15 protein-coding genes are annotated in these 14,663 nt (G+C 64.9%); 4 read left to right on the plus strand and 11 right to left on the minus strand.

Annotated features, from left to right (window positions below; genetic code table 11):
• The first annotated feature begins 15 nt into the window (after positions 1-15).
• Positions 16-1,758 carry a proline--tRNA ligase gene (locus N4G42_RS05185; RefSeq protein WP_260666412.1) on the plus strand — a complete coding sequence of 581 codons (1,743 nt, stop codon included), beginning with the start codon at positions 16-18 and terminating at the stop codon, positions 1,756-1,758.
• Positions 1,755-2,462 (plus strand): lytic transglycosylase domain-containing protein, encoded by a 708-nt coding sequence (locus tag N4G42_RS05190; RefSeq protein ID WP_121943689.1) that lies wholly within the window; start codon positions 1,755-1,757, stop codon positions 2,460-2,462. Before N4G42_RS05185 ends, N4G42_RS05190 begins: the two co-directional genes overlap by 4 nt.
• Positions 2,463-2,499: 37 nt before the next feature.
• Here N4G42_RS05190 and N4G42_RS05195 read toward each other — a convergent pair whose 3' ends face one another.
• The 6 genes from N4G42_RS05195 to hemA all read right to left on the minus strand — a co-directional run bounded on the left by N4G42_RS05195 (position 2,500) and on the right by hemA (position 9,015).
• Positions 2,500-3,843, minus strand: a complete 1,344-nt coding sequence (locus tag N4G42_RS05195; protein WP_260666413.1) for a hemolysin family protein — start codon at positions 3,841-3,843, stop codon at positions 2,500-2,502.
• Positions 3,844-4,015: 172 nt separating this feature from the next.
• A complete protein-coding gene (locus tag N4G42_RS05200; protein ID WP_260666414.1) occupies positions 4,016-5,023 on the minus strand; it encodes an AAA family ATPase in 1,008 nt (335 codons plus the stop codon).
• Positions 5,024-5,179: 156 nt separating this feature from the next.
• A complete protein-coding gene (grxD, locus tag N4G42_RS05205; RefSeq protein ID WP_056060339.1) occupies positions 5,180-5,503 on the minus strand; it encodes a Grx4 family monothiol glutaredoxin in 324 nt (107 codons plus the stop codon).
• 60 nt (positions 5,504-5,563) lie between these two features.
• Complete coding sequence (gene prmC / locus N4G42_RS05210) at positions 5,564-6,409, minus strand: peptide chain release factor N(5)-glutamine methyltransferase (protein WP_260666417.1); 846 nt, start codon at positions 6,407-6,409, stop codon at positions 5,564-5,566.
• Between the two features lie 72 nt (positions 6,410-6,481).
• Positions 6,482-7,570, minus strand: a complete 1,089-nt coding sequence (gene prfA, locus N4G42_RS05215) for a peptide chain release factor 1 (protein WP_260666419.1) — start codon at positions 7,568-7,570, stop codon at positions 6,482-6,484.
• A gap of 113 nt (positions 7,571-7,683) precedes the next feature.
• The gene (hemA, locus tag N4G42_RS05220) at positions 7,684-9,015 is read right to left on the minus strand and encodes a glutamyl-tRNA reductase (protein WP_260666420.1); all 1,332 of its coding nucleotides are present in this window, start codon (positions 9,013-9,015) and stop codon (positions 7,684-7,686) included.
• A gap of 72 nt (positions 9,016-9,087) precedes the next feature.
• Here hemA and N4G42_RS05225 point away from each other — a divergent pair, with 72 nt between their 5' ends.
• Both N4G42_RS05225 and N4G42_RS05230 read left to right on the plus strand, forming a co-directional pair.
• Positions 9,088-9,366, plus strand: coding sequence for a hypothetical protein (locus tag N4G42_RS05225; protein ID WP_056060351.1), 279 nt, complete (start codon positions 9,088-9,090; stop codon positions 9,364-9,366).
• A 173-nt stretch (positions 9,367-9,539) separates the two neighbouring features.
• The gene (locus N4G42_RS05230) at positions 9,540-10,508 is read left to right on the plus strand and encodes a Bug family tripartite tricarboxylate transporter substrate binding protein (protein ID WP_260666421.1); all 969 of its coding nucleotides are present in this window, start codon (positions 9,540-9,542) and stop codon (positions 10,506-10,508) included.
• A gap of 109 nt (positions 10,509-10,617) precedes the next feature.
• Here the strand turns inward: N4G42_RS05230 and ugpQ are convergent, their stop codons facing one another.
• The 5 genes from ugpQ to ugpA all read right to left on the minus strand — a co-directional run bounded on the left by ugpQ (position 10,618) and on the right by ugpA (position 14,556).
• Positions 10,618-11,379, minus strand: coding sequence for a glycerophosphodiester phosphodiesterase (gene ugpQ, locus N4G42_RS05235; RefSeq protein WP_260666422.1), 762 nt, complete (start codon positions 11,377-11,379; stop codon positions 10,618-10,620).
• A complete protein-coding gene (locus N4G42_RS05240; protein ID WP_146869849.1) occupies positions 11,376-11,744 on the minus strand; it encodes a bleomycin resistance protein in 369 nt (122 codons plus the stop codon). Before N4G42_RS05240 ends, ugpQ begins: the two co-directional genes overlap by 4 nt.
• Positions 11,745-11,748: 4 nt before the next feature.
• Positions 11,749-12,759, minus strand: coding sequence for a sn-glycerol-3-phosphate import ATP-binding protein UgpC (locus tag N4G42_RS05245; protein ID WP_056060362.1), 1,011 nt, complete (start codon positions 12,757-12,759; stop codon positions 11,749-11,751).
• Between the two features lie 61 nt (positions 12,760-12,820).
• A complete protein-coding gene (ugpE, locus tag N4G42_RS05250) occupies positions 12,821-13,672 on the minus strand; it encodes a sn-glycerol-3-phosphate ABC transporter permease UgpE (protein WP_056060366.1) in 852 nt (283 codons plus the stop codon).
• Positions 13,673-13,674: 2 nt separating this feature from the next.
• Positions 13,675-14,556, minus strand: a complete 882-nt coding sequence (gene ugpA, locus N4G42_RS05255; protein WP_015012736.1) for a sn-glycerol-3-phosphate ABC transporter permease UgpA — start codon at positions 14,554-14,556, stop codon at positions 13,675-13,677.
• Positions 14,557-14,663: the final 107 nt, after the last annotated feature.

The following is a 14,663-nucleotide window of genomic DNA, read 5'->3' on the forward strand; positions in this document are numbered from 1 at the left end:
TGCAATCGACTCCCGATGAAAGCCTCCCAATTCTTCATTTCCACCCTCAAGGAAGCTCCGGCGGACGCCGAAGTGGTCAGCCACAAACTCATGACGCGGGCCGGGCTGATCAAGAAGCTGGGCGCTGGCATCTATAACTACATGCCTCTGGGCCTGCGCGTGATCCGCAAGGTGGAAGCCATCGTGCGTGAAGAGATGAACCGCGCGGGTGCTGTCGAGCTGACCATGCCCGTGGTGCAGCCCGCTGAGCTCTGGCAGGAAACGGGGCGCTTTGAGAAAATGGGCCCCGAGCTGCTGCGCATCCAGGATCGCCATGGTCGCGACTTCGTGGTGCAGCCGACCAGCGAAGAAGTGATCACTGACATCGCCCGTCAAGAACTCAAGAGTTACAAGCAGCTGCCGAAGAACTTTTACCAGATCCAGACCAAGTTCCGCGACGAGCGCCGCCCCCGTTTTGGCCTCATGCGCGGACGTGAGTTCATCATGAAGGATGCCTACAGCTTTGACCGCGACCAAGTGGCCGCCAAGGCCAGCTACCAGGTGATGGCCGCAGCCTACCGGCGGATTTTCGATCGCTTCGGCCTGACCTACCGTGCCGTGGCCGCTGACAGCGGCGCCATCGGGGGGGACCTGTCGGAAGAATTCCAGGTGATTGCCGCCACGGGCGAAGACGCCATCGTCTACTGCCCGCAGAGCGACTACGCCGCTAATATGGAAAAGGCGGAGGCGCTGGCCCCCACCGGACCACGCGGCGCAGCCACCCAGGCGCTGACCAAAACAGCCACCCCAGGCAAGAGCACCTGTGCCGATGTGGCAGAACTGCTGGGTGTTCCGCTGAACACCACGGTCAAGTCACTGGTGCTGGCCACGGACGAAACCAACGAAGCGGGTGAGATCGTCAAGAGCCAGGTGTGGCTGCTGCTGCTGCGCGGCGACCACGACATGAACGAGATCAAGGTTGGCAAGGTGCCCGGACTGGCGGGCTTCCGCTTCGCGACGCTGGGCGAAATTGAGTACCACTTTGGCTGCAAGCCGGGTTACCTGGGCCCCATCGGCCTGAAGAGGCCTTTGAAGATCGTGGCAGACCGCGAAGTCGCTGTGATGGCCGACTGGATCTGCGGCGCCAACGAGGTGGACTTTCACATCACCGGCGTCAACTGGGGCCGCGATCTGCCCGAGCCCGACATGGTGGCCGACCTGCGCAACGTGGTGGCGGGCGACCGCTCCCCCGACGGCAAGGGCGAGCTGGCGATTGAGCGCGGCATTGAAGTGGGCCATGTGTTCTACCTGGGTACCAAGTACAGCAAGGGTATGAACGCGACCTTCCTGGGCGACGACGGCAAGCCCGCGTTCTTCGAAATGGGTTGCTATGGCATTGGCGTGACACGCCTGCCTGCCGCCGCCATTGAACAAAACCATGACGAGCGCGGCATCATCTGGCCGGACGCGATTGCGCCGTTCACCGTGGTGGTCTGCCCCGTGGGTATGGACCGCAGCGAGGCCGTCAAGGCCACTGCCGAGCAACTGTATGCCGACCTGCTGGCTGCGGGCGTGGACGTGATCCTGGACGACCGTGGCGAGCGCCCCGGCGCGATGTTTGCCGACTGGGAATTGATCGGCGTGCCACACCGCGTGACCATTGGCGACAAGAGCCTGAAAGAGGGTGTTGTCGAGTACCAGCACCGCCGGGACGCCGCCGCCACCAAGGTGGCCGTGGCCGACATCCTGGCCCATGTGAAGGGTCATATGGCTGTATGAGCAAGAGCGGCGTCACTCTGAGCGCTCCGTGGGCTGCGACTTCTGGCGGCCCCGTGGGGATGTCGCGCCGCGGCTGTCTGGTGTCGCTGGCTTCGCTGGCAGCGCCCGCTGCCTGGCTGGGTGCTCCGCAGGTGGCGCACGCCGGCGGGCAGCTGGAGGAGCCCCTGATGGACTCGGTGCGCACCGCACTCAGCTCTGCCATTGCCAACCAGGCGCCGCCCGAGCCGGAGTTTTTTACCACCGAAGCGCGCCTGCACTACCTGCGGTGGCTGGGTACGCAGAGTGATCGCCTGCGGCCGCGCAAACCGGACCTGGAAGTACGCCGCGACTTTTTGCAGACGGTCTGGTACGAATCCAAGCGCGCCGGGCTCGATGTGTCCTTGGTCCTGGGGCTGATCCAGGTAGAAAGTGGGTTCCGCAAATTTGCCGTGTCCAGCGTTGGAGCGCGGGGCTATATGCAGGTCATGCCTTTCTGGACGCGCGTGATTGGCGACGGCGACCCGGGCAAGCTGTTTCACATGCAGACCAACCTGCGTTTTGGCTGCGTCATCCTGCGTCACTACATCGATCGTGAGCAGGGCGATTTGTTCATGGCCCTGGGCCGCTACAACGGCAGCCGCGGCCGGTCGCCTTACCCGGATGCGGTCTTTGGAGCGCAGCGCAAGTGGCTTTTTGCCGATCGGCCACAGTCGCCGGCCGCGTAGAGCGATCAGCGCGGCGGTGACACGGGCCGCGCCTTGGTCACTCCACGGCGTTTCCCGTCGGTGCTGACGGGCTCGGGGCCGATGCACCAGGGGCTCCGCCCAGCCTGGAGACCATGACCTGATCGATCCGGTAGCTGTCCACGTCCAGCACCTCAAACTTGTAGCCACCCCAGCTCACGCTGTCCGTCCGGCGCGGAACGCGCCGCAGCATCACCATCAGGAACCCGGCCAGGGTTTCGTAGTCGCCCGCGTGGGGCAGCTCGTCCAGCGACAGTGCGCGCAGCACGTCCTCGACCGGTGTGACGCCGTCGATGAGCCACGAGTTTTCATCGCGCCGCACAATCTGCTCTTCATCCGCCGGGCCCACCAGGTCGCCCATCACGGTGCTCATCACATCGTTCAGCGTGACCACGCCCACCACCAGGCTGTATTCGTTCACGATGACGGCAAAGTCCTCGTGCACCTGTCGGAACTGCTCCAGCACCTCCGACAGCGTGAGCCGGTCTGGGACGATCAGCACCTTGCGCACCAGACTGTCATCGGCCAGCGAAATGGGCTGGTTGTTCAGCACGCGCTGGAACAGGTCCTTGGCATCCACATAGCCCACCACATGGTCGATGTCCCCCTCGCACACGGGGTAGGTTGAGAAAGGCTCGGCCGCAATGCGCAGGCGGATCACGGAGTCCGGCTCGTCGCGCAAGAAAAAAGCCACACGGTCGCGCGGCGACATGGCGCTGGACACCATGCGCGTGTCCAGCTCGAACACATTTGTGATGACCTGCTGCTCGCGGGCGGCCAGCACGCCGGCACGCGCACCCGCTTCCATCATCGCCAGGATGTCGTCCGAGGTGATGCGGTCGTCCCGCAGCGACGACATACCCAGCACCCGGAACAGCGCATCCGCCCCCCGGCTGTAGAACCACACCACAGGGCGCAGCAGCGCCATGCACCAGGCCATGGGCTGCGCCAGCCGCACCACCAGCCGCTCGGGTTCGGCCATGCCCAGGCGTTTTGGGAACAGGTCGGCAAACAGGATGAAAAGGGAGGTGATGACCAGGAACGAGGCGAGAAAGCCCGCCTTCTGCGCGGCTGATTCCGACAGCCACAGGCCGAACAGCGTGGTGAAGTGGGGGCTCAGCGCACCTTCGCCCACGATACCGCCCAGGATGGCCACGGCGTTCTGCCCCACCTGCACCACGGTGAAGTAGTCGCCCGGCTGCTCCTGCATGCGCAGCACCTGGTCCGCCCTGGCATCCCCTTCGTCGGCCATCTGCCGCAGGCGCAGGCGGCGCGCTGCGGCGAGCGAGATCTCGGCCATGGAAAAAAAGGCGCTGGCTGCAATTAGCAGCCCGATGACAAAGAGGCTTTGGGAGAGGGTCATGAATGGCGACGGAGCGTGGCGCTGCGGCACACCGGATGACTGAGTGTATCTGGGCGTTCCGCAGGCACCTACCCCAGGTGTGCACACATCGGGGGGGCCTGGTGGGCCTTCGGGGGGGGGGCCCCGAAGGCCAGTCCTGCAGGCGAGCGCAGGACTGGCGGCGGGTGCCTTGTTATTGCACGAAACCGATGCGGCTGCGCCCTGACGCCGCCTTGGGCAGATCAGCAATCTCCACGGTGGACCGGCGGTCCAGCCGCGCATTGCCGAAACCTGTCATCAGCGCCCGCCGCATTTCGCGCGGGGGCATCTGTGCCAGGTGGTCCAGCACGTCGTCCGTCGGCTCCGGGTCCAGCAGGCGGCCCCAGTCGTGCCCCGCGCGGATGTCCTGGTACAGGTTGCGCGCAATGGTGCGGGCCTGCTCCAGCGTGGGCGCCTCCACCTCGAACACGTTCATGCGGTTCAGGATGGGATCGGGAATGCCGCGTGTGTCGTTCGCGGTGGTAATCCAGATGACCTGGCTCGCGTCGATGGCCACCTCGGCAAACTCGTCGGTAAAGCTCTGGGCGGTGTCGTACTCCAGCAAGCTGTACAGCGCACCCAGCGGGTCGTACTGCGCATCGCTGCTGGCCTTGTCGATCTCGTCCACCACGATGACCGGGTTGGCATATTCGCCCTCCACCAGTGCCTCGAACACCTTGCCAGGGCGCGCGCCCTTCCACTGCGCCGACGAGCCCGACAGCAGCCAGCCTGCGGTCATGGAACTCATCGGCAGCAGATTCATGCCCGTGCCCAGCAGCTCGGCCAGGTGGCGCGCGAAGTGGGTCTTGCCGATGCCGGGTGGGCCCAGCAGCAGCATGGGCGTGACCTCCAGGCCATCGCTGCTGTCCTGCGCCAGCGCCACGTGGCGCTTCACGTCGTCCAGCACCTCGGTGAAGTTGGGCAACTGCTCGTACAGGCTGGCCATGTCGGGGATGCCCGATGGCTTGACCTGAAAACGCTCCGGGCCGCGCTCCAGCATGCGTTCGTACACGGTGCGCAGGGTTTCGTATTCCCTCTGGTTGCCGGACTCCTGCAGGCGAGCGAGCTTGCGCTCTACATCGCCCGGGTGGAACACGTTACGCATCTGGGCCACCGGCAAGCGCAGGGCAGGTGGCTGGGGAACAAGGCTATGGCTGGTCATTGCATGCTCCTGTGAGGGTTACGTCACGCAATCATTCAAGCACACAACATGCCCGCTGCTCCATCGGAAAAGCCCCTGATTGGTGCCTCTGTTGCGGGCAAACAAAAAGGCCGCCCGAAGGCGGCCTGATGGCGGGTGAGGCAAGGGTCGCTTCGATCAGCCCTCGGTGCCCAGCACTTGCTTGAGTTCGCCCGACTCATACATCTCCATCATGATGTCCGAGCCGCCGATGAACTCGCCCTTCACATACAGCTGCGGGATCGTGGGCCAGTTGCTGTATTCCTTGATGCCCTGGCGAATTTCGTCGTCCTCAAGCACGTTGACGGTGACCACGCTCTTCGGGTCCACGCCACAGGCCTTGAGGATCTGGATGGCGCGGCCGGAGAAGCCACACATGGGGAAGCTGGCGCTGCCCTTCATGAACAGCAGGATGTCGCTGGATTTGACGAGGCCGTCGATGCGTTGTTGGGTGTCGCTCATGGGAAAACTCCTTGAAAGAGGCTGCGGGCGAATGGATGCTGAGGGCCCGCGATGTAGGGATTATTTCACTGTCGGCCATTGCCCGCCTGTGCAGCGTGCGATGTCGGCAAGGTCATTGCGGCTTTGTACTCGCACAAAGCCCTGGGCGGCAAGCAGCACCTGCACGGCGTCTGCCTGGTCGTAGCCATGCTCCAGCAGCAGCCAGCCGCCCGGCCGCAGGTGGGTGGGCGCCTGGGCGACGATGGCGCGGATGTCTTCGAGGCCGTCCGCTCCGCTGGCCAGGGCTTGCAGGGGCTCGTGCGTCAGCGCGGCCAGGTGTGGGTCGGCGCTGGCGATGTAGGGCGGGTTGGAGACGATGGCGTCGAACGGCCCCTCCACTCCCACCAGCCAGTTGGCCTGCCGAAACTGCACGGGCAGGCCCAGCCGCGCTGCGTTGGCTTGTGCCACGGCCAGTGCATCGGCACTGGCATCTACCGCCAGCATCTGGGCGTCGGCGCGCTGGCTTTGCAGTGCCAGCGCAATCGCGCCGCTGCCGGTGCCCAGGTCCACCACGCGGGGCGATGCCAGCGGGGCGATCACCTCCAGCGCCCAGTCCACCAGGGTTTCGGTGTCGGGGCGCGGGTCCAGCACGCGCGCGTCCACCTGCAGCGGCAGGCCGTAGAACTCCTTGCGGCCGGTGAGGTAGGCCACCGGCTCGCCCGCCAAGCGGCGCTGGCACAGGGCGATGAACTGGGCGTGCATGGCTTCGTCCATGGCGTCGGTGTCGTGCGCCAGCAGCCAGGCGCGGCCGGCATCAGGCCGACCGACGGCGTGCAGCAGCAGCAGTTGCGCGTCGATACGCGCCAGGCCCAGGGTGTGTGCCTGCGCCAAAGCCTGGGCGAGGGTGGGAGAGGTGGTGTGGTTCACTATTGTTTTGATAGCTGGTCAGGCATATGAATCTAGCGCTACCAGGCAATTTGTCTCAAATTCTGGCCTGGCTCACCCGGTGGCGCCCATCTCCAGCTCTTCCAGCTGCTCGGCCTCGCGGGCATACTGCAGGGCCTGCAGCACATCGCCCAGGTCGCCTTCCATCACGTACAGCAGCTTGTACAGCGTGAGGTTGATGCGGTGGTCCGTGAGCCGCCCCTGCGGGAAGTTGTAGGTGCGGATGCGGTCGCTGCGGTCGCCGCTGCCGATCAGGCCCTTGCGCAGCGCGGCCTCCTTGGCGGCGCGCTCGCTGCGCTCCTTCTCCTGGATGCGGGCCTGCAGCACCTGCAGCGCCTTGGCCTTGTTGCTGTGCTGGCTGCGGCCGTCCTGGCATTCGGCCACGATGCCGGTGGGCAAGTGCACCACGCGCACGGCCGAGTCGGTCTTGTTGATGTGCTGGCCACCGGCGCCGCTGGCGCGAAAGGTGTCAATGCGCAGGTCTGCCGGGTTGAGCTTGATGGCCTCGTGCTCGTCGGGCTCGGGCATCACGGCCACGGTGCAGGCGCTGGTATGGATGCGGCCCTGGGTCTCGGTGGCGGGCACGCGCTGCACGCGGTGGCCGCCGGATTCGAATTTGAGAGCCCCGTAAACATGGTCACCCTCTATGCGCAGCACGATTTCCTTGTAGCCGCCGAGCTCGGCCGCGTTCTCGCTCACCACCTCCACCTTCCAGCCCACGTTGGCGGCGTAGCGGGTGTACATGCGCGTGAGATCGCCTGCGAACAGCGCCGATTCGTCACCACCCGTGCCCGCGCGGATTTCCACAAACGCGTTGCGCGCGTCGTCGGGGTCCTTCGGTAAAAGCAGGCGCTGCAGTTCGTCTTCGAGTTGCAGCAGCTCGGCCTCGGCACTGGTGATTTCTTCCTGTGCCATCTCGGCCATGTCGGGGTCGGCCAGCATCTCGCGCGCACCCGCCAGGTCGGCCTCGCGCTGCTGGTAGCGGGCGTAGCGGCCGGCGACCTGCGTGACCTCGGCATGCTCGACGGAGATGCGCCGGTACTGCGCCATGTCGCTCATGATGTCTTCGCGCGAGAGCAGGAAGTCGAGTTCGCCCAGGCGCTGTGCGTAGCGCTCCAGCTGGCTTCGGAGAAAGGGTTTCATGGAATTCTGGAAAAAGGATTTGCTACAGATTTGGTAGCTGGTGGTGCATGTAAATCATGCGCCTGGGGCCGATTTGGCTCAAATCGGGACGGCTGTGGAGCGGGCGAGCACCGCTACAGTCCGTTGTTGTTGGGCGTCTTGCTTTGCGAGCGCAGGAACAGGCGCGAGACGGTTTGGGCCGTCTGGGCGCGCATCTCTGCGTCGCCCGCGCGCAGCTCGGCCAGGGTGCCGTGCAGCATTTTCTGTGTGAGGCCGCGCGAGAGCGCTTCGAGCACGGCGTCCACGTCCTCGCCCTTGGCCAGCAGCTTCTTGGCGCGGGCGATTTCCAGCGCGCGCCATTCGTCCGTCTGGGCGTTGAGCTGCTGGATCAGCGGCACCACGCCACCCTCGGCCGCGGCGGGGCTGCGCAGCTCCATCCAGTGCATGAAGCTTTGCACGCCTGCGTCGATGATGGCCTCGGCCTGCGCCACGGCGGCCTGGCGGTTGGCCTGCGCGGTCTGCACCACGGTGGCCAAGTCGTCCACGGTGTACAGGTACACGTCGCCCAGGGCCTTGACCTCGGGCTCGATGTCGCGCGGCACGGCCAGATCGACCATGAACATGGGGCGGTGGCGGCGCTTCTTGAGTGCGCGCTCCACGGCACCCAGGCCGATGATGGGCAGGCTGCTCGCGGTGCAGCTGATGACGGCGTCGAACTCGTGCAGGCGCTCGGGCAGGTCGGCCAGGCGCATCACCTCGCCGCCAAAGCGGGTGGCGAGCTTTTCGCCGCGTTCCAGCGTGCGGTTGGCAATGGCGATCTGCTTGGGGTTCTTGGCGGCGAAGTGCGTGGCGCACAGCTCGATCATCTCGCCCGCGCCGACGAACAGCACGCGGATCTTGGAGAGGTCTTCAAACAGCTGGCTGGCCAGGCGCACGGCGGCGGCGGCCATGCTGATGCTGTGTGCGCCGATCTCGGTGCTGGTGCGCACCTCCTTGGCCACGGCAAAGCTGCGCTGGAACAGCTGGTTGAGCGTGGTGCCTAAAGCGCCGGCCGTCTCGGCGGCGCGCACCGCGTCTTTCATCTGGCCCAGGATCTGGGCCTCGCCCAGCACCATGGAATCGAGCCCACTGGCTACGCGGAAGGCGTGGCGTGCGACGAGACTGTCTTCCAGCGTGTAGGAGTGCGAGCGCAGCAGCGCGGGGCTCACGCCGCCGCTGTGGGCCAGCCAGCCCAGCGTGTGGTCCACTGCGGGCTGGTCGCCGGCACAGTAAACTTCGGTGCGATTGCAGGTGGAGATGATGGCGGTTTCCACCCCGGGGTGGCGGCTGGCAGCGCCGCCAGAGTTGCCCAGCGACTGGCGCAAACCGTGCAGCGTGGGGGCGATCTGATCGAGCGCAAACGCAAACCGGCCGCGCAGATCGAGCGGCGCGGTGGTGTGGTTGATGCCGAGGGCCCAGACTGCCATAAGCTGCAATTATAAAATTGTTGGCCCGAACAGGCGGCCTTGCTTGTTCAAGCCTTGATTTGGGTCAATTCCATGGGTCCGCTGGACATCGTCAACCACCTCCTCAACTTTGTCGCACCCGCTGCCGCCATGGCGCTGGTGTTGGTGCTTTCGGGCCGTCTGGTGGGCTCCCGCAGTGCCTCTGCGATGTCTGTGTGGCTGCGTTGGGCGATTCTGTTTGCCGTGGGGGTGGCGGTGCTCGCGGCAGGGCTGGTGCTGTGGGGACGTGACGGCAAGATGCTCACCTATGCCGCGCTGGTGGTGGCCTGCGCCACCTGCCAGTGGGTGCTGGTGCGGGGCTGGAAGGCTTGAAGCTTTCAGCAAGCCGTCACGTGTTTTGAGGGTTTGCGAGAGGTGATCTGGAGGGCTGTCGCGCCCTAGTGTCTGATAGCCTCTTTACACCTTCCAGGACGGTTGCCATGGCCCGCTCTGACGGAACTAGCGAACACCCCCGTACACCCACAACCAATGCTGGAGACAACCTCATGAAGCTGCTGCGTACCTGCATCACCTTGGCCGCAGGCCTGGCCTTTGCTGCCGCCGTGCAAGCGCAGGCGTTTCCGTCCAAGCCTGTTCGTATCGTGGTGGGTTTCCCCGCCGGCGGGCCTCTGGACCAGCATGCGCGCCTGCTGTCCGACAAGCTGCAGACCGTGCTGGGCCAGCCGGTGGTGATGGACTACAAGGCCGGAGCCGGTGGCACCGTGGGCGCGCAGGAGGTGATGAAAGCGCCCCCTGACGGCCACACCATCATGCTGGCCAACACGGGGGTGATGGTCATCAACCCCGCGCTGTACAGCCGCCTGCCCTATGCCACCCTCAAGGACTTTGTGCCCGTGGCGCGCACGGCCATGCAGCCGCTGGCCTTGCTGGTCAACGCCAGCGTGCCCGCCAAGAATCTGCAGGAGTTCATGGCCTATGCCAAGTCGCGGCCCGGTCAGGTCAACTTTGGCTCGGCGGGCAATGGCGGCATCAGCCACCTGGTGCCCGAGATGTTCAAGACCGCCACGGGCCTGTTCATGGTGCACATCCCCTACCGGGGCAGCGCGCCGGCATTCACCGACCTTATGGGCGGGCAGGTGCAATTCATGGCCGAGAGCATTCCGCAGGCTGCGTCCTACCACAAGCAGGGTAAGGTGCGCGCCCTGGCCGTGACCAGCAAGGAGCGCAACCCCGCGCTGCCCGAAGTGCCCACGGTGATCGAGAGCGGCATCAAGGGCTTTGAGGTGGTGGGCTTCTATGGCTTTCTGGCCCCTGCAGGCACGCCCAAGGACGTGGTCAACAAGCTCAGTGACGCCTTTGGCCAGGTGTTGCAGATGCCCGATGTGCGCAACCGCATGGTGAGCCAGGGGGCGGATCCGGCGTTTCTGGGCGCGGACGACTTTGCCAAGTTCCTGGCCTCGGAGATGCCCCGCTGGGCCGACGCCGTCAAGAAGTCTGGCGCGAAACTCGATTGACCCCCTGAGGCGCTGTGCGCCTTCCCCCTGCAGGGGACTCCACCGGTGGCCCGGCAAACCCGGTCCCCGGTGGCGCTGGCTTGGGGCGGGGTTGGTTGGACGGTGCGCCCTACGGCGTGGCGGGCGAGAAGAAGTCGACGCGGTCGGTGATGATGCCGTCCGTGCCCAGCGCGATGAGGCGCTGCGCCGCCCAGTCGTCGTTCACCGTGTAGCTCAGCGTGCGCATGCCCATGCCGTGGACTTGCGCCACAAGGGCCGGGTCCCACAGCGCGTGGTTGCACACGATGGCCACACAGCCGAGCGCCTGCGCCTTGTCAAAGCATCCGTCCCACAGCGCGTCGATGAGCAGCGCGCGGGGCAGGTGGGGCGCGGTGGCCATGGCGCCCGCCAGCGCCTCGGGCTTGAACGACGAGAACAAGGGCGGCACGGCCTGCCCTTGCCACAGCCGTGCGGCATATTCGCCCACCACGCGGCCGGTAACTTCTTCCTGGCCTGGTGTGGGCTTGATCTCGATGTTCAAAAAAAACCCGTTGGCGATGCAGTAGCGCGCCAGGTTCTCCAGTGTGGGAAGGGGCTCGCCCGCGTAGCTGCGGGAATGCCAGCCACCTGCATCCAGCTGGGCGAGCTGGGTCCAGGGCAGGTCGCCGCCGGTGCCGAGGCCGTTGGTCGTGCGCTCCAGCGTGGCGTCGTGCATCAGAAAAGGCACGCCGTCGCTGCTGAGCTTGGCGTCGCACTCGAACATGCGGTAGCCGTATTGGGCACCCAGCCGGAAGGCGGCCAAGGTGTTCTCAGGGGCCAGCTTGCCCGCGCCGCGGTGGGCGATCCAGCGGGGGTAGGGCCAGGGGGCGAGGGTAGACGAGGGTGCGCTCATGCGGGTTCACCAAATTTCAGCAGGTTGCCATGGGGGTCGATGACATACATCTCCTTCATGCCCCAGGGCTGGACAGTGGGAGGTGCCAGTTGCAGGCCGCGTGCCGTGAAATCCGCATGCAGCAACCCGGTGTCTGCACGCACGTAGCACGAAGTGTTTTCTGCAATGTGGCGCTCGGTGCAGGGCCAGAAGTGCAGCTCGCAGCCATCGCGCTGCAGGATCAGGTAGTTATCCATCTCCAGCAGTGCGGTGAACCCCAGTCGCTCGACGTAGAACTGCCGGGTCTCCGCCAGGTGCAGCGAGGCCAGCACCGGCACGGTGGCCAGAACCCCACGCCCGGCGCGGGCGGCTTCAGGCGGCTGCACGGGCTCAGTCAGGGATGCGTTTACCGGTGGTGGCATCGAAAGCGTGCAGGCGGTCGGGACGGGGCACGACGTGGATCACCGCATCCGGCTGTGGCGCGTGGGTGCCTTCTTCTACCCGCACGATGATCTGTTCGCCGTTGATGCGGCCGTAGATCAGGCGCTCGGCACCCAGCAACTCCACAGTTTCGACGGTAACGGCCCAACCCTCGCTGCGCACATCCAGATGCTCCGGGCGGATGCCCAGAATGGTGCCCGGTTTGGCGCCTGGTGCGTTTTTGAGCAGGTTCATCGGCGGCGAGCCGATGAAACTGGCCACGAAGGTGGAGGCGGGCGTGTGGTAGACCTCTTCGGGCGTGCCGAACTGCTCCATATTGCCCGCGTTCATCACGATCATGCGCTGGGCCAGCGTCATGGCCTCGACCTGGTCGTGTGTCACGAACAGGCTGGTGATGCCCAGTTCGCGGTGCAGCTTCTGGATTTCGAGGCGGGTCTGGGCGCGCAGCTTGGCGTCCAGGTTGGACAGCGGCTCGTCAAACAGGAACACCTGGGGCTGGCGCACGATGGCGCGGCCCATGGCCACGCGCTGGCGCTGGCCGCCCGACAGCTCGCGGGGCTTGCGCTCCAGCAGGTGGCCCAGTTCGAGGATCTTGGCGGCCTTGTCGACGCGCGCCTTGATCTCTTCCTTGGGTACCTTGGCGATCTTCAGGCCATAGGCCATGTTCTCGAAGTTCGTCATGTGCGGGTACAGCGCGTAGTTCTGGAACACCATCGCGATGTCGCGCTGGGCGGGTTCCAGGTCGTTGACCACACGGTCGCCAATGCGCAGTTCGCCGCCGGAGATTTCCTCCAGGCCCGCCACCATGCGCAGCAGGGTGGACTTGCCGCAGCCCGAGGGGCCGACGATGACGACGAACTCGCCGTCCTTGACCTCGGCGTTCACGCCGTGGATGACCTGGTTGGCCTTGGGGCCCACGCCGTAGCGCTTGACGATGTTACGAAGAGAGAGGGATGCCATATGTGCAATGAATTTGATAGCTACAGGGGCTTATTGAACAAGCGCTTGCAGGAGTTTTGTCTTATTTTTCGGTGTCCACCAGGCCCTTGACGAACCAGCGTTGCATGACCACCACCACAAAGGCAGGCGGCAGCATGGCCAGGAGGGCCGTGGCCATCACGATGTTCCATTCGTTGCCCGCGTCGCCACCGGCCAGCATGCGCTTGATGCCGATGACCACCGGGTACATGTCTTCGGACGTGGTCACCAAGAGCGGCCACAGGTACTGGTTCCAGCCGTAGATGAACTGAATCACGAACAGTGCGGCAACCGAAGTGCGCGACAGCGGCACCAGGATGTCCTTGAAAAAGCGCATCGGACCGGCGCCGTCCACGCGTGCGGCCTCCACCAGCTCATCGGGCACCGTCAGGAAGAACTGGCGGAACAGGAAGGTGGCGGTGGCCGAAGCGATCAGCGGCACCGTGAGGCCTGCGTAGGTGTTGAGCATGCCCAGGTTGGATACGACCTGGTAGGTAGGCCCGATGCGCACTTCCACGGGCAGCATCAGAGTAATGAAGATCAGCCAGAAGCAGATGCCCTTGAAGGGGAAGCGGAAGTACACGATGGCAAACGCCGACAGCAGCGAGATGGCGATCTTGCCCACCGTGATGACCATGGCGGTGACAAAACTCACCCACATCATGCGGGCCACAGGCGCGGTGGAGCCCGCACCCGCGCCGCCGCCAAACAGCGCGTCGTGGTAGGTCTGCCAGAAGTTGCTGCCGGGCACCATGGGCATGGGCACCTGAACGATGTCCTGTGCGGTATGGGTGGAGGCCACGAAGGCCAGGTACAGCGGGAAGCCGACGATGATCACGCCCAGCACCATGATGAGGTGCGAGAACGCGGTGAGATAGGGGCTGCGTTCGACCATTTTTAGTATTGAACCTTTTTCTCAACGTAGCGGAACTGAATGACGGTGAGCACCACCACGATGGCCATCAGCACCACCGATTGCGCGGCAGAGCCGCCCATGTCCATGGCCTTGAAACCATCGTGGTAGACCTTGTAGACCAGGATGGAGGTATCGCGCCCGGGACCGCCCTGGGTGGTCGAGTCCACGATGGCAAAGGTGTCGAAGAACGCGTACACGACGTTGATCACCAGCAGGAAGAACGTGGTGGGCGACAGCAGCGGGAACTGAATGCTCCAGAACCGGCGCCAGGGGCCCGCACCGTCGATGGCGGCGGCTTCGATCAGCGACTTGGGGATGGACTGCAAACCTGCGAGGAAAAACAGGAAGTTGTAGGAGATCTGCTTCCACACCGCTGCAATCACGATCAGCGTCATCGCGTGGTCGGAGTTGAGCATGTGGTTCCAGTCAAAGCCCGACTGGCGCAGCATGTAGGCCACCACACCCAGCGAGGGCGAGAACATGAACATCCACAGCACACCTGCCACCGCAGGGGCGACGGCGTAGGGCAGCAGCAGGGCGGTCTTGTAGACGATGGCGCCCTTGATGATGCGGTCGGCGAAGATCGCGAGGATCAGCGACAGGCCGATGCCCACCACCGCCACCAGGATCGAGAAGAAGGCCGTGGTCTTGAACGAGGCGAGATAGCCCGGGTCTTCAAACAGTGCCTTGAAGTTGTCCAGCCCCACCCATTCGGTGGACATGCCAAAGCTGTCCTGCATCTGGAACGACTGCACCAGGGCCTGGCCTGCGGGCCAGAAGAAGAACACGCTGATGATGACCAGCTGGGGAGCCAGAAGCACCCAGGGTAGCCACGCAGAGCGGAAAAGTACGCGTTTTTCCATGACGAAACTCTCAAAAAGAAAACCCCGCCGCCCCGTGAACCAGGTTGGTTGACGGGGCGGCGGGCTTTCGATGCCGCCCAGCCGGGTGGCCAGGTGACATCGACAGA

Source organism: Acidovorax sp. K2F (genome assembly GCF_025246485.1).
Lineage (GTDB): Bacteria > Pseudomonadota > Gammaproteobacteria > Burkholderiales > Burkholderiaceae_C > Acidovorax > Acidovorax delafieldii.

Coding starts and splice junctions, on each gene's coding strand:
- prfA (WP_260666419.1), bottom strand. CDS start 7,570: ATGAAACCCTTTCTCCGAAGCCAGCTGGAGCGCTACGCACAGCGCCTG.
- ugpQ (WP_260666422.1), bottom strand. CDS start 11,379: ATGAGCGCACCCTCGTCTACCCTCGCCCCCTGGCCCTACCCCCGCTGG.
- ugpE (WP_056060366.1), bottom strand. CDS start 13,672: ATGGTCGAACGCAGCCCCTATCTCACCGCGTTCTCGCACCTCATCATG.
- hemA (WP_260666420.1), bottom strand. CDS start 9,015: ATGGCAGTCTGGGCCCTCGGCATCAACCACACCACCGCGCCGCTCGAT.
- N4G42_RS05245 (WP_056060362.1), bottom strand. CDS start 12,759: ATGGCATCCCTCTCTCTTCGTAACATCGTCAAGCGCTACGGCGTGGGC.
- N4G42_RS05185 (WP_260666412.1), top strand. CDS start 16: ATGAAAGCCTCCCAATTCTTCATTTCCACCCTCAAGGAAGCTCCGGCG.
- N4G42_RS05225 (WP_056060351.1), top strand. CDS start 9,088: ATGGGTCCGCTGGACATCGTCAACCACCTCCTCAACTTTGTCGCACCC.
- N4G42_RS05195 (WP_260666413.1), bottom strand. CDS start 3,843: ATGACCCTCTCCCAAAGCCTCTTTGTCATCGGGCTGCTAATTGCAGCC.
- N4G42_RS05230 (WP_260666421.1), top strand. CDS start 9,540: ATGAAGCTGCTGCGTACCTGCATCACCTTGGCCGCAGGCCTGGCCTTT.
- ugpA (WP_015012736.1), bottom strand. CDS start 14,556: ATGGAAAAACGCGTACTTTTCCGCTCTGCGTGGCTACCCTGGGTGCTT.
- N4G42_RS05200 (WP_260666414.1), bottom strand. CDS start 5,023: ATGACCAGCCATAGCCTTGTTCCCCAGCCACCTGCCCTGCGCTTGCCG.
- N4G42_RS05190 (WP_121943689.1), top strand. CDS start 1,755: ATGAGCAAGAGCGGCGTCACTCTGAGCGCTCCGTGGGCTGCGACTTCT.
- grxD (WP_056060339.1), bottom strand. CDS start 5,503: ATGAGCGACACCCAACAACGCATCGACGGCCTCGTCAAATCCAGCGAC.